Below are 12,976 nucleotides of genomic sequence, written 5' to 3' on the forward strand. Positions count from 1 at the left end.
ACGCCCCAGATCTCGACCTCGCCTTACTCGTCGACGGCAAACGCCGGCATCTCCGGGTTGTCGAAGTCGAGGCGGCCCCGGTTGCCGGCCATCCGGTAGCGCTTGCACGAGAGCTGCCCGTCGACCACCGCCACGACGACGGAGCCGTCCTCCGCCCGGAGGCTGCGGTCGATATAGGCAGGTCGCCGTTGAGATCTACGATGTGTCCGACCAACACGTGATATTAAAGCCGTTCAGCGATGTGCTGGCCAACCGGCAGGCGCGGTAGCATCGATGAGGGCCGACTGCCGCGATGCTTCGCGCTGGCCACCGCCCTTTGTTCTGACCTTTCAGTAGACGCCATATTTACTGGCGAGGAGGCATAGTCGCTCCATCACAATGACCCCCCCGGAGGCTGAGCATGGTGGACTACGTTCTGGAAGGCCCCCGCTGGGGCGCCGGTGCCACAGGCTCAGGCGGAGGCACCGTTACATGGGCGATATCAGGGTCTGTTCCCGCGAGCTTCGTCCCCGTCATCGCAGCCGCTTTCGCCGACTGGACGGCGCACGCCAACATCGCATTCCAGCAGGTGTCGACGACCGCCGGCGCCGGCATCGCGTTCGCCGACAGCTCGATCGATGGCGCAAGCAACACACTCGGAGTCACAAGTTACAGCTATTCAGGAAAACAGTTCCAATCCGCAACGATCACCTTCGATAGCGACGAAGACTGGCACGCCTCGGCCAGCCACATCGTCAGCAAGGATCATGCAGACCTGTTCCTCGTCGCACTGCATGAGATCGGCCATGCCATCGGCCTCGGTCATTACAACGCCACGCCCGCCGTCATGAACGCGGTTCTTAACCCGAGCGTGACGGATCTCGTCGCATCCGACATCCATGGAGGCCAGGCGCTTTACGGCCAGCCTGGATCAACCGGCACGCAGGTCTCGCTTGTCGACGACGCCTTCTACCGAAGCCACTACCCCGACGTGGCCGCCGCCGGCATGGATTCGACGTCGCACTACAACCAGTACGGTTGGCACGAAGGACGCGATCCCAACACGGCATTCTCGACCGTAGGCTACTTGGCGGCCAATTCGGACGTGCGCGCCGCCGGCTACAATCCGCTGGCCCACTACGACACCAACGGGTGGCACGAGGGACGCGACCCCTCCGCGGGTTTCGACAACGAACTCTATCTCGCCCACAATCCTGATGTCCGTGCAGCAGGGATCGACCCTCTCATCCACTACCTGCAGCACGGTCAGGCCGAAGGGCGCCAGGCCTATGCCGCAGTCGGCCGCGCCACGGATCTCGCAACGCATCCTGGCTTCGACGCCGAATACTACCTCTTAGCAAACGCCGACGTGGCGCGCGCGGCGATGGCTGCCGGCGGAGACAGCTTCGCCTTCGCCTACAACCATTACGAGACGAACGGCTGGCACGAGGGACGCAATCCCAACGCCGTGTTCGACACAGCCGGATACCTCACCGCGTATGGTGATGTACGCGGATCCGGGATGGACCCCCTCGCGCATTACGAGACCTATGGGTGGCGCGAGGGACGCGACCCGTCGGCGACCTTCGACACCCACGCCTACGAGGCGCATTATGCGGATGTCGCCGCAGCCCACATCGACCCGATGCTGCACTTCCTCCAGTACGGCGGCGTCGAAGGTCGAACCGCTTTCTCCGACGGGCACTTCGGATAATTCCGATCTGCTGAGCGCATCGCGCGGCTAGTCACAGTCTATGGTGCTGTGCGTCAGAAGTGACTGAAGGCCTTGTTACGCCGCCCCGCCCGCGCCCCTATCCTCGCCGGCCCACATCCGGCGAGACCCATGGTATCACCAGCACCGATTCGAACCGCGCCCTCCGATGTCCAGGCCTGGCGCGACGCGCTCGAGGCGATGAAGCCCACGGTGCCGCCCTGTCCCGGCCTCTCGGCGCAGCGCTGGCAGGAGATGCGCGAGGCGGTGATCGACTTCCTCAACCGGTTCGGAGAGGGCGCCGTCGCGCTCGGCTGGACGGCCACGGACCTGTTCGGTGTGTATTCGACCGTCGGTGTAGTTCGCGTCGACTACTGCGGCGGCCGATGATGAACGCCCGCCGGGTCGAGGCCATCGGCGACACCTGGATCCGGTACGGAAACCAGACCTTTCGGCGGGATCGGCCGGGGCGGCCTGTTGGCGTGCCGGTGTGGGAGCTCAGGTGGTAAGGAGATCCGGATCATGAACCAGCCGGACTTCACTAGCGCGCACGTTGGCGCCCGGAAGTCCCTGCGGACGGTGGATTAGGAAGGGAACACCGAAGCGCAGCGCGGAGTGATCCGGTTGAGCTTCTCCATCGAAGTTAGTCGGGGTTGTGCTTCCACCTCTTCCAAGAATGGCGGCACACGGCTACCGCAGTCAATGTCGCTGCAATCCCGAGCAGGGCCACGAGGCAGATGCCAATGAGGTTGATCAGATCCATGCCGGCCATCTGGCCTGACCGGCTGGCTTTGGACCGGGCTGATTGAGAGGATCAGCCAGGACCAAAGGAGTTGGACATGCGGCGAGGCCAGAAGACGAACGCGGAGCAGGTCGTGCTCAAGCTGCGTCAGATTGAGGTGCAGACGGCCCAGGGCAAGAGTTTGGCCCTTGCATGCAGGGAGGCGGAGATCTCCGAGCAGAGTTACTACCGCTGGCGCAAGGAGTACGGCGGCCTTCAGGTCGATCAAGCCAGGAAGATGAAGGATCTGGAGCGCGAGAACGCTCGTCTGCGCCGGCTCGTCGCCGACCTTTCTCTAGAGAAGCAGGTGCTGGCGGACGTCGCCTCGGGAAACTTGTAGCCCCCGAGCGACGCAGGCAGGCGGTGAACGGCATCCGCGAGAAGTACGGCCTCTCGGAACGTCACGCCTGCCGGATCGTCGGTCAGCACCGCGGCACGCAACGCTACGTGCCTACCGTGCTGGCCGACGAGGATGCACTGACCCAGGCCATGATCGCCCTGGCGTCCGAGTACGGACGCTACGGCTACCGCCGAGTCACCGCGCTGCTACAGGCAGCCGGCTGGCAGGTAGGCAAAGACCGGGTTCAGCGCATCTGGCGTCGCGAGGGGCTGAAGGTCCCCAGCCGACATAGACCCCGCAGCCGCTTGTGGCTGAACGACGGCTCCTGCGTGCGGCTACGACCGCTTCATCGCAATCACGTCTGGAGCTTCGACTTCGTGCAAGCCCAGACGCACGATGGGCGCTCTCTGCGCATCCTAACGCTGATTGACGAGCACAGCCGTGCCTGCCTCGCGCTGAAGGTGGCGCGGCGCATCAACAGCGTCGGCGTGATCGAGGCGCTGGCCGACGCGATGTGCCTGCACGGCATCCCGGAGCACATTCGCTGCGACAATGGCCCAGAGATGATCTCCAAGGCGTTGCGCAAATGGGTCGCCAAAGCTGGCTCACAGATCCAGTACATCGCGCCAGGATCCCCGTGGGAGAATGGCTACTGCGAGAGCTTTAACGGCAAGCTGCGCGACGAGTGCCTACGCCAGGAGATCTTCTACTCGCTGAAGGAGGCGCAGATCGTGATCGGTCTCTGGCAAACCACCTACAACCGCGTTCGACCGCATTCGTCGCTGGGCTATCGGCCGCCCGCGCCCGTCAGCTACCCGGGTCTGGCCTTCCGGCTACCCATGGCCGCCACCATGCAGTAGCCTCTCAATTGGCTCGGTCCAAAATACCGGTCAGGTCACTCCTCACCCTGCAGTTCCAGGGGCGGGGCGCGATTGGCTCGACGCGCGCAACCGGCGCATCGCCGCGATCACGACGGAGGATGCGGCCCGTGCGATCGGCCGCCTCTTCGGGGACGGGGCGATGCTCACGACGATCGTCGGCGATCCGCCGGCCGGAGCCGACGCCTGACTGGATCGGGACGGCATCCCGCCGGCCCGGCGCCCGCGAGGCGCGCATCGAGACGAGGGGAGCAAGCGGATGAGGACGATGGTTCATGCGGCCGTGATGGCGGCGGCGATCCTGGCCGAGCCCGGCCTGGCGGCGGCGCAGGCGAGGCGCCCCGATCCCGGCCTGGAACTCGGCGGCCAGGACTCGCAGTACAACAGCGACACCAAGGCGATGCGCAACCAGCTGCAGGGCGGGGCGAAGGAGCTCGGCGGGGCGAAGGAGCTCGGCGGGGCGAAGGAGCTCGGCGCCGCGGCGGCCCCCGCGCCGGTCCGCAAGGCGGCCCGGCCCGAGAAGACGTTCGGCCCCGACCTGGCCGCCTTCGTGGCCGCCCCGGTCGGCGTGATCGTGACGCCGATCAACGCGGGCCTGCGCGCCTTCGACGCCGCGATGGCGCCCCTGAACGACGCCCTGCGGCCGATCACCGGTCCGCTGGTGCTGGCGCCGCCCCCCGCCCCGGTGCCGGTGCCGGTGGGACCCGGCAAGTAGGCGGCCCATCCAGGGGCGCGAAGCGGACCGGGACGCCGCGGGCGGCCCCAGGCCCGGCTTCGCGCCGCCTCGCCGGGAGATCCGCATTGCGCCACAGCTTGACCCCAGAGGTCGCCCCCCGCTTCGCCGTCGTGACGCTCGGGCATGTCACCCGGGAATATCCGAACCACCTGGCCCATGTGCTGCGGGGACCGGAGGATGCGGCCACGCCGGAGACGCTGCACCCAGTCTTTTACGGCAGCTACGATTGGCACTCGTGCGTCCACGGCCACTGGCTCCTGGCGCGCCTGCTCCGCCGCTTCCCGGACAGCGCCGAGGCGCCCGCGATCCGCGCCCTGTTCGATCGGCAGATGACGGACGGGAAGATCGCCGGCGAGTGCGCCTATCTCGCCGCCCCGACCGCGCGGGGGTTCGAGCGCCCCTACGGATGGGCCTGGCTCCTGAAGCTCGCCGACGAGCTGCGGCACCTGCCGGAGACGCGATGGTCCGCGCGCTCGCTCCCCTCGCCGGATTGTTCGCGCAACGCTTCCGGGACTTCCTGCCGATCGCCGGCCACCCGGTGCGCGTCGGCACCCACCCCAACACCGCCTTCGGCCTGCGGATGGCCTTCGACCATGCCGAGGGAACCGGCGACGCGGCCCTGGCCGGGCTCCTCGCCGACACGGCCGAGGCCTGGTACGGTGAGGATGTCGACTGCCCGGCCTGGGGCGAGCCGGGGGGCGACGAGTTCCAGTCGCCCAGCCTGATCGAAGCGGAATGCATGCGACGCCTGCTCCCGTCGGCACGCTTCCTCCCGTGGCTCGATCGCTTCGTGCCGCGCCTCGCCCACGGCCAGCCCGCAACTCTGTTCGCGCCGGTCGTCCCGACGGATCGCAGCGACGGCAAGATCACCCATCTCGACGGTCTCAACCTGAGCCGGGCCTGGTGCTTCCGCGCGCTGGCCGAAGCCTTGCCGTCGGGCGATCCCCGCCGGCCGATGATGCTGGAAGCAGCCGAGGCGCATCTCGACGCCAGCCTCCCGCACCTGACGACGCACTACATGGGCGCCCACTGGCTCGCCAGCTTTGCGGTGCTGGCGATGGGTACCGAAACCGCGAACGCCCGGGAGGGATGACCTTCGAGCCGGAGGAGCGGGGCGGCCCGGAGCGGCAGCCGAAAACGCCGACCGCCGATCCGCGACGGTCGGTCAAACGACAACGCATGCCAACCGTTGCGACAGGCTCCCTCACCGCGCCCACGCCGCTTGGGCGAGCCTGAGTCGGAACAAATCGGGCTGAAACAGCCTGAGTGTGCGGGGCAGCATCGCCGACGCCGTGCGGCCGCCGACATCGTCTGGGGATGCGACGCGCCATGGTCATGATCATCATCTGCTTCCTGGCGCCCTGGCTGGCGATGTTCCTGCGCGGGAAGGTGATCCAGGGCATCCTGTGCATCCTCCTCCACATCACCGTCATCGGCTGGATTCCGGCAACGATCTGGGCCCTGGTGGTCACGCGCAAGGAAGCTGCGTAGGGGCGTCGGACCCGGGGAGGCTTTCATGCAGAGCAGGCTCGCGAAGACGATCATCGGGGCAATCCTCGCCGTCGCCCTGGCCGTCGCCGTATCCTACGGCTTGATCACCCAGCAGACCGCCGATCAGATCCAGACGAAGGCCGACCAGACATTGCAGACCGGCCCTGGTGTTCCGCCGGCCGGGCCCGGGCAGCCGGCGCCGGCGCCGCCGAACCCACAGGCGCCGACGCAGCCCGGCACGACGCCGGCAACCCCACCCGCGGCGCCGCGGCCATGAGGAGGTCGCAGCCGGCACCGAGGCGCGAGATGTCGGATCCGCCGCGATGAGGTCGAAGGGCCGCTCCGCATGAGGGCGCCTCCGGACCCGGCAGGCTCCCGGAGTGCACCTCCATCCGAAGGATAGGCCCATGCTGATGACCGTGCTTCTGCTGGCCTTCCTCGGCATCCTCGTGGTGATGCTGGTGACGCGCCAGCATATCGGGCGGCTCGGATCGCTGGCGACGCTGATCGCAGCCGCGGCGCTGGCCCTCTGGCTGATCGACAGCGGCCTGGTCCCGGGGTCCAAGGGCCCGCTCGAGGGCGACCGGGCGACGACGTTTCGCGACCGGTGATCGCCGTTAGTCGACGGGCGCGGTCGCGCCGAGATCCCGACCGGCTGCGCCCTTGCGCCGCCGGTCATCCGCGCCTTCGGCTTCGTTCGGCGCGGCCTCGGCCGCGTCGGCTCGGAAATGGCTCCGGCTCGGCGAAGGACGACCGGCAGCGTGCCGGCCGAGGTCGCAGGCAGCCGGTACTTCGAGCATCGCGATCCTAGCGCGCAGCGTCCTTCCGGCGCGCCACGAGATCCAGGTCGACGCCGACCTCGAGGGCGACCCATTGGCCCGACGCCCACGGCCCCTGCCCGACGCCGAAATCGGTGCGCACGAGATCGAGATGCCCGGTGGCGTGAGCGGCATCGCCGGCAAGGGTGAGGCGGAAGGGCAGGGTCGCGTCGCGGCGGATGCCGCGGATCGTGAGGCTGCCGACGGCCTCGTAGGCGTCGCCGCCCCTGGGCACGAAGCGCGTTGCCTCGAAGCGGGCCTGAGGCGTCGCCTTGGTGGCGAACCAGTCGGCCTGCGGCAGGGCCTCGTCACGCTGGACGTCGCCGGTCTCGGCGCTGGCGAGGTCGACGGTCACCAGCGCATGCCCGGTCTCCGGGGCGGCCGGGTCGAAGGCGATCTCGGCCTCGAAGCGCTTGAAGCGGCCCTTGAACGGGACGCCGACCTGAACCCCCGAGAAGCCGAGGCGGCTCTTGGCCGGGTCGACGGCCCAATCCGCGGCCTCGGCGCAGGCGGGTGCGGCGAGGATCGCGGCGGCGAGCAGCAGGCGATACGTCATCGGGGCGAAACCTCGCGGCGGGTGGGGCCGAGCGACGGCAGCATCCGCCGCAGGGTGTCGTCCCGCAGGACGAAATGGTGCCGCAGGGCGGCGCCGGCATGCAGCACGAGAAGGGCGATCAGGAACCAGGCGCCGGACGCATGGACCAGCTTCAATCCGGCCTCGACCGCCGCCTTGTTCGGGAGGTCCGTGACGATCGGCAGATGCGGCCAGGGCACGACGCCGTACAGGACCGTCGGGATGTTGAACGGCGAGGCCGAGACCAGCGCCCAGCCGACCAGGGGCATCGCGATGATCAGGGCGTAGAGCACGGCGTGGGCGAGATGCGCCGCGCCCCGCTCCAGGGCCGGCATCGCCGCCGGCAGGGGCGGGGGCCTGTGGAAGGCGCGCCAGCCGAGCCGGAGCAGCGACAGCACGAGCACGGTGATGCCGACCGACTTGTGCCACTGGTAGAGCTGGAACCGGCGCATCGGCGCCAGGTCCGCATGCGTCATCGCGAGGCCGATGCCGAGGAGCGCGAGCACCAGGGCCGCGATCGCCCAGTGGAAGGCGATCGCGACGCGGGTGTACCGGAGCGGGGCAGGGGCCACGGCCTCGGGCATGGTCGTTCCTGGCATCGCGATCTCGGGGCCGGCGGTCGTGCGCGGCTTGGGCCTATTCGGTGCGCTCGAACGCGCCGGCGATGGTGAGGTGCAGCTCGTCGCCGATCAGCGGCACGTAGGTCTTCACGCCGAATTCCGAGCGCTTGATCGTGCCCTTGGCGTCGAAGCCGACCGTGTACTTCTTGCTCAGCGGGTTCACGCCGGCGCCGACCAGGGTCACGTCGAGAGTCACCGGCTTGGTCACGCCGTGGAGCGTCAGGTTGCCGGCGACCTTGGCCTTGTCCTTGCCCTCGGGCGTGACCTTGGTCGAGACGAAGGTCATCTCCGGGTACTTGGTCGCGTCGAGCCACTGGTCGCCCTTCAGCTCGTCGGTGAGCTTGGAGCTGGTGGTGTTGACCGACGCGACGGGAATCGTGATCTTGAGGCTGCTCTGGGCCGGGCTCTTCGGCTGAAGGTCGAGGGTGCCCGAAACCTCGGAGAACCCGCCGGAATAGTTCGAGAAGCCCATGTGCGACACGGTGAACCCGACCTGGGTGTGGCCGGCATCGACCGCGTAGGCGCCGGCCTGGATCTGGGCCGGGTCGCGGGTCGGCGGTGTCTGCGCCAGCGCCGGGGCGGCGGCGAGCATGAGTGCGATCGACAGGGCGGAGGGGCTGAAGGGCTTCACGAAGAGCTCCGGGCTCGCTGGCACGGCGGGATGCGCCGTTCGGAGGCGCCGAGATAGGCCGCTTCCCAGCGGTGCGGAAGCGCGGTAACCGGAGACGCATGGTTGCGATTCCGGAAACCTTCACCGGGCATCTCGACGACGTGCGTGCCTTCTGCGCGGTGGTCGACCTCGGCAGCGTGACCCAGGCGGCGGCCTTCGTGCGCGAGACCAAGGGCAGCGTCAGCCGCCGCGTCTCGCGGCTGGAGGCGGTGCTCGGCGTGACGCTGCTGGCGCGAACCTCGCGCGCGGTCTCGCCGACGGCCGACGGGCTGGCCTTCCACGCCCGCGCCCAGGAGAGCCTTGCGCTCCTCGACGAGGCTTTGGAGACGGCGCGCGGCGCCCGAACCGAACCGCGCGGGCACCTGCGCGTCACCGCCTCCATCGATTTCGGCGTCGAGGTGCTGCCCGATCTCGTGGCGAGCTTCCGCGCGCGCTACCCGCAGATCACGATCGAACTGCTGATCACCGACAACCGGCTGGACCTCGCCGCCAACCGCGTCGACCTCGCCCTGCGGCTCGGCGGCGCGCATCCGGACAGCGGCTACATGGCGCCGATCCTCGCCGAGCTGACGATCGGCCTCTACGCCGCCCCGGCCTATCTCGCCCGGAAGCCGGCTCCGGCCGACCTCGCCGGGCTCTGCGACCACGACGTGGTGTTCTCGCGCGAGCGCGTCGGCGCCTCGCAGATTGCGGTGTCGGACCGGCTTGGGCGGGAGGCGCTGATCGACGTGCGCCCGGTGGTGCGGGCGACGGATTTCGCCACCGTGCTGCGGTTGACGCTGGCCGGCGTCGGCATCGGCCACATCCCGAGCCTCGTCGCCGCGAAGGCGCTGGGCGCCGGCACGCTGGTTCCGGTGATGCCCGATTGGGCGAGCCGCGGCGGGACGCTCCGGGCGGTCAGCCTCGCGGGGCGCGAATTGCCGGCGCGGGTCCGGCTGTTCCGCGAGCATATCCGCGCGGAGGTGGCGCGCGCGTCGTCCGGTCGGCGGCTCCATGATCCGGCCTGACGGCGTCTGCCGGCTCCCGGCCTCGTCGCGAGGACGGGAGGGTCGGCACGGCCGGGCATGCCCGGAGCGCTCAGTCGACGGCCGCGGCTTCCAGCGTGACGGCCTTGGTCCGGGAGGGCTGGACCAGGATGCGGTCGCCGACGCGGCGGATCTCGATCGTCTCGGCGGGCGAGTCGGCCGGGCGCGGGGTCGAGAGCGTCACGCTCTGGTCGTCGGCCAGGACCGTCTCGAAGCGGACGGCGGGGGCTGCGGCGCGCGGCGCCAGGGTGACAACGACACGATACCCTTTCGGCTCGGCGGTGTAGTAGGCGACGCCGGACAGGGTCCCGAGGTCGACGCTGCCGGCCGCGGCCGGCTTGATCTCGGCTGCGCCGGCACTGCCGAGGCCGGCGGTGAGGGCGACGATGGCCGCGAGGGCGACGGTGCGGCTGCGAGTCTTGATGGACATGATCGTGTGACCTTCGTGCTGCCAAGGGCCCGATGCCCTTGCCTTGGTCACGAATATGTTCTGCAGTGCAGCATGGATCAAACCGATCGTATCGCTGATGACTATCGATCACATCGATCTTAGCCGCATCGACCTGAACCTGCTCGTCGCCCTCGACGCGATGCTGGCCGAGCGCAGCGTGACCCGCGCCGCGGCTCGCATCGGCATCGGCCAGTCGGCGATGAGCTCGAGCCTCGCCCGCCTGCGCCGGCTGTTCGACGACGAGCTGCTGACCCGCGCCCCCGACGGCATGCGGCCGACGCCACGCGCCCTGGCGCTGGCCGAGCCCGTCCGCGCGGCCCTGCGGCAGATCCAGGCGATCGTCCGGCGCGAGGCGGCGTTCGATCCGGCCACGACCGAGCGGACCTTCACGGTCAGCCTGCCGGACAGCACCGAGGTGCTGCTCGGGCCCCGGCTGCTCGGCTACCTGCGCGCCGAGGCGCCGGGCATCCGCCTTCTGCTGCGCTCGGTCGACCGCACGCACATCCTGGAGGAGCTCGATGCCGACCGGGTCGACCTCGCCATCGGCTTCGGGTTCGAGGGGCAGACCCATCACAAGCAGCGCCTGCTCTACCGCGACACCTACGTCTGCCTGTTCGACGCCGGCCAGGTCGGGCTAGCGCCGCCGATCTCCCTGGACGATTACCTCCGCTTCCCGCACATCCTCACCAGCCTGCGCGAGACCGCCCACGGTGTCGTGGACGACGCGCTGGCCAAGCTCGGGCGGGCGCGGACGCTGGCGCTGACGACGCCGCGGTTCCTGGTGGTGCCGTTCCTGGTGCGCGCCGCCCCGGTGATCACGACGATGCACGCGCGGCTCGCGACCTACTTCGCCGACGCGCTCGGGCTGACGGTGAGCCCGGCGCCGGTGGAGCTGGACGCGGTCTCGGTCTCGATGCTGTGGCACGCCTCCTACGACGACGACCCGGCCCACCGCTGGCTGCGGCAGGTGCTGGTGCGGCTGGCGGGCGAGACGGCCGAGGTCGAGAGGCTTTAACGGGGTGGGGCAGGGGGCCGGCGCATCGCCGACCCCGCATCCCTGACCACGCTCTTCCCTCCCCCCTCTGCGGGGGAGGGAGTACCCGTCACGCATCTGCTGCGCGATCCGGTAGCGAAGGAAACCCGCGCCGCCCCATCACGCCAGCGTCGTCAGGTCCTGGAACCAGTGCTGGGCCTGGGTGTAGCCCTTCACCTTCGGCGAGAGCGCGTGCGGGTTGGTGTCGTGCACGACCCAGACCTGCACCGCCTCGTCGACCACGATCTCGTGGATGCGGGCCAGCAGCTTGTCCTGCTCCGCCGGGTCGAGGCTGGCCTTGACCTTGTCGCAGAGCGCATCGACCTCGGCGTTCTTCCAGTGGCTCCAGTTCACGCCGTTCGGGGCGATCTGGCGCGAATCGTAGAAGCGCAGGATCGCGTAGAACGGATCGGAGGTGACGTAGGCGATGTTGCCGGCCGAGACGCCCTTTTGGCTCGGGTCGGCCGCGCCCTGGCGCCAGCCGGTATAGGCGACCTCCAGCTCGACGGTCTTGAACTCGACCTGGATGCCGATCTCGGCCCAGCTCTGCTGGATGAACTCGTTGATCGGCAGGGACAGCATCTGCCCGGTGCCGCCGGTGGGGATCAGGATCGTCGCCTTGACCGGGTTCTTCACCGAGAAGCCGGCCTCCTCCACGAGCGTCTTGGCCGCCGCGACGTCGGTCTTGATCTGGAAGGTCGGCTTGCCGAACCACGGGCTCGACGCCTGCACCTGCCCGACGGCCGGGGCGGCCAGGCCGCCCATCAGCTGCACCACGCCGTCGCGGTCGATCGCGAGGTTGGCGGCCTTGCGCAGGCGGATGTCGCGCCAGGGCGAGCCCTCGACCATCGAGAGGTGGTAGTTCCAGACATGCGGCGTGTCATTGCCGACGATCCGCATGCCGGCGGCCTTCAGACGCGGCACGGCGTCGGGCGCGGGCAATTCGATCAGGTCGACGTTGCCCGACAGGAGCGCGTTCACGCGGGCGAGGTCTTCGGGCACGCAGGCCAGCGTCAGCTTGGCGAGCTTCGGGGCGCGCTTGGGGTTCCAGTAGGCCTCGTTCGCCACGAGCTCGAGGCGGACGCGGGGCTGGAGCTGGCCGATCTTGTAAGGCCCGGTCCCGGAGGGCTGGAACGCGAACTTCGACCAGTCGCGCCCGGCCGCCTCGAACCCGGCCGGCGACGAGATCAGGAACCACAGCATCTGGTAGGGGAACAGGCTGTCGGCGGTCTTCGTCGTCACCTGCACGGTCATCGCATCGAGCTTCCGATACGACGCCACGCCGGGCAGGCGCGGCCTCACCTGGGCGGCCTGGCGCTGGTCGAAGTGCGGCGCCTCCTTGTTGAGCACCTTGTCGAAGTTCCAGATCACCGCGTCCGCATCGAAGGCCGAGCCGTCGTGGAACTTCACCCCGTCGCGCAGGTGGAACGTCCAGTTCTTGCGGTCGGCCGGGTCGCTCTCCCAGGACGTCGCGAGGCCGGGCACCATCCTGCCGGGGCGGTCCGCAACGTCGAGCTCCCAGGCGATCAGCGGATCGTAGAGGGTCAGCCCGGTGAACTGGTAACCGCCCGCGCCCTTGTCCGGCTGCCCGGTGGTGAGCGGCAGGTCCGACATCGAGATGCCGTAGGTCAGGGTGCCCGCGGGTTTGCCGCCGGGCGCCGAGCCCCCCTGAGCGAGGGCGCCGGGCGCGGCGAGCGGCCAGCCCACCCCGAGCGCGCCGAGGGCGGCGCTGCCGAGCATGAGGTTGCGGCGCGTGAGCGAAGTCTTGTCCATCGGGCACTTTTCGATCGCGGAACGGGAACGATCCGCGCGACGAAAGAAAACGGCGACGCCCTCCGTCGATCGGACGGCATCACCGATCCACGGGCA

General features: G+C 69.4%; 14 protein-coding genes and 3 pseudogenes. 11 read left to right on the forward strand and 6 right to left on the reverse strand.

The window, feature by feature from the left end:
* Positions 1–23: 23 nt before the first annotated feature.
* Positions 24–224 carry a S24 family peptidase gene (locus ACFZ8E_RS09125; protein WP_405044356.1) on the reverse strand — a complete coding sequence of 67 codons (201 nt, stop codon included), beginning with the start codon at positions 222–224 and terminating at the stop codon, positions 24–26.
* A 176-nt stretch (positions 225–400) separates the two neighbouring features.
* On the opposite strand from ACFZ8E_RS09125, the pseudogene ACFZ8E_RS09130 reads away from it, so the two are divergent.
* From ACFZ8E_RS09130 to ACFZ8E_RS09170, 9 genes and pseudogenes are all read left to right on the forward strand, one after another.
* Positions 401–889 (forward strand): annotated as a pseudogene (locus ACFZ8E_RS09130) (matrixin family metalloprotease); the annotation flags it as partial.
* Positions 890–931: 42 nt separating this feature from the next.
* Positions 932–1,693, forward strand: a pseudogene (locus ACFZ8E_RS09135) (hypothetical protein); the annotation flags it as partial.
* 129 nt (positions 1,694–1,822) lie between these two features.
* Complete coding sequence (locus ACFZ8E_RS09140) at positions 1,823–2,080, forward strand: hypothetical protein (RefSeq protein WP_405042634.1); 258 nt, start codon at positions 1,823–1,825, stop codon at positions 2,078–2,080.
* A gap of 449 nt (positions 2,081–2,529) precedes the next feature.
* A protein-coding gene (locus ACFZ8E_RS09145; RefSeq protein WP_405042273.1) for an IS3 family transposase occupies positions 2,530–3,671 on the forward strand; the annotation gives its coding sequence in 2 pieces (ribosomal slippage) (positions 2,530–2,797 and positions 2,797–3,671; 1,143 coding nt in all).
* A 277-nt stretch (positions 3,672–3,948) separates the two neighbouring features.
* Positions 3,949–4,404, forward strand: coding sequence for a hypothetical protein (locus tag ACFZ8E_RS09150; protein WP_405042635.1), 456 nt, complete (start codon positions 3,949–3,951; stop codon positions 4,402–4,404).
* A 179-nt stretch (positions 4,405–4,583) separates the two neighbouring features.
* Positions 4,584–5,518: pseudogene (locus ACFZ8E_RS09155) on the forward strand (DUF2891 domain-containing protein).
* Between the two features lie 236 nt (positions 5,519–5,754).
* The gene (locus ACFZ8E_RS09160) at positions 5,755–5,916 is read left to right on the forward strand and encodes a YqaE/Pmp3 family membrane protein (RefSeq protein WP_187274833.1); all 162 of its coding nucleotides are present in this window, start codon (positions 5,755–5,757) and stop codon (positions 5,914–5,916) included.
* Positions 5,917–5,941: 25 nt separating this feature from the next.
* Positions 5,942–6,193: a hypothetical protein gene (locus ACFZ8E_RS09165; RefSeq protein ID WP_147727082.1), complete on the forward strand. Its 252-nt coding sequence runs from the start codon at positions 5,942–5,944 to the stop codon at positions 6,191–6,193.
* A 130-nt stretch (positions 6,194–6,323) separates the two neighbouring features.
* Positions 6,324–6,527, forward strand: coding sequence for a hypothetical protein (locus ACFZ8E_RS09170; RefSeq protein WP_405042636.1), 204 nt, complete (start codon positions 6,324–6,326; stop codon positions 6,525–6,527).
* A gap of 196 nt (positions 6,528–6,723) precedes the next feature.
* Here the strand turns inward: ACFZ8E_RS09170 and ACFZ8E_RS09175 are convergent, their stop codons facing one another.
* The 3 genes from ACFZ8E_RS09175 to ACFZ8E_RS09185 are packed head-to-tail and all read right to left on the reverse strand — an operon-like array spanning position 6,724 to position 8,520.
* The gene (locus ACFZ8E_RS09175; RefSeq protein ID WP_243934970.1) at positions 6,724–7,290 is read right to left on the reverse strand and encodes a YceI family protein; all 567 of its coding nucleotides are present in this window, start codon (positions 7,288–7,290) and stop codon (positions 6,724–6,726) included.
* Positions 7,287–7,892, reverse strand: a complete 606-nt coding sequence (locus ACFZ8E_RS09180; protein ID WP_405042637.1) for a cytochrome b — start codon at positions 7,890–7,892, stop codon at positions 7,287–7,289. The genes ACFZ8E_RS09175 and ACFZ8E_RS09180 overlap by 4 nt, the downstream gene beginning before the upstream one ends.
* Positions 7,893–7,944: 52 nt before the next feature.
* Entirely contained in the window at positions 7,945–8,520 is a 576-nt protein-coding gene (locus tag ACFZ8E_RS09185) for a YceI family protein (RefSeq protein ID WP_405044357.1), read from the reverse strand.
* Between the two features lie 137 nt (positions 8,521–8,657).
* Here ACFZ8E_RS09185 and ACFZ8E_RS09190 point away from each other — a divergent pair, with 137 nt between their 5' ends.
* Positions 8,658–9,605: a LysR substrate-binding domain-containing protein gene (locus tag ACFZ8E_RS09190; protein WP_405042638.1), complete on the forward strand. Its 948-nt coding sequence runs from the start codon at positions 8,658–8,660 to the stop codon at positions 9,603–9,605.
* A 70-nt stretch (positions 9,606–9,675) separates the two neighbouring features.
* On the opposite strand, the gene ACFZ8E_RS09195 is transcribed toward ACFZ8E_RS09190, so the two are convergent.
* Entirely contained in the window at positions 9,676–10,053 is a 378-nt protein-coding gene (locus tag ACFZ8E_RS09195; RefSeq protein ID WP_405042639.1) for a hypothetical protein, read from the reverse strand.
* Between the two features lie 97 nt (positions 10,054–10,150).
* Here ACFZ8E_RS09195 and ACFZ8E_RS09200 point away from each other — a divergent pair, with 97 nt between their 5' ends.
* On the forward strand, positions 10,151–11,089 hold the full coding sequence (locus tag ACFZ8E_RS09200) for a LysR family transcriptional regulator (protein ID WP_147843371.1): 939 nt from the start codon (positions 10,151–10,153) through the stop codon (positions 11,087–11,089).
* A gap of 138 nt (positions 11,090–11,227) precedes the next feature.
* Here the strand turns inward: ACFZ8E_RS09200 and ACFZ8E_RS09205 are convergent, their stop codons facing one another.
* Positions 11,228–12,880, reverse strand: coding sequence for an ABC transporter substrate-binding protein (locus ACFZ8E_RS09205; protein ID WP_243935940.1), 1,653 nt, complete (start codon positions 12,878–12,880; stop codon positions 11,228–11,230).
* Between the last annotated feature and the right edge of the window lie 96 nt (positions 12,881–12,976).

This window comes from Methylobacterium sp. HMF5984 (assembly GCF_045033435.1).
Taxonomy (GTDB): Bacteria; Pseudomonadota; Alphaproteobacteria; order Rhizobiales; family Beijerinckiaceae; genus Methylobacterium.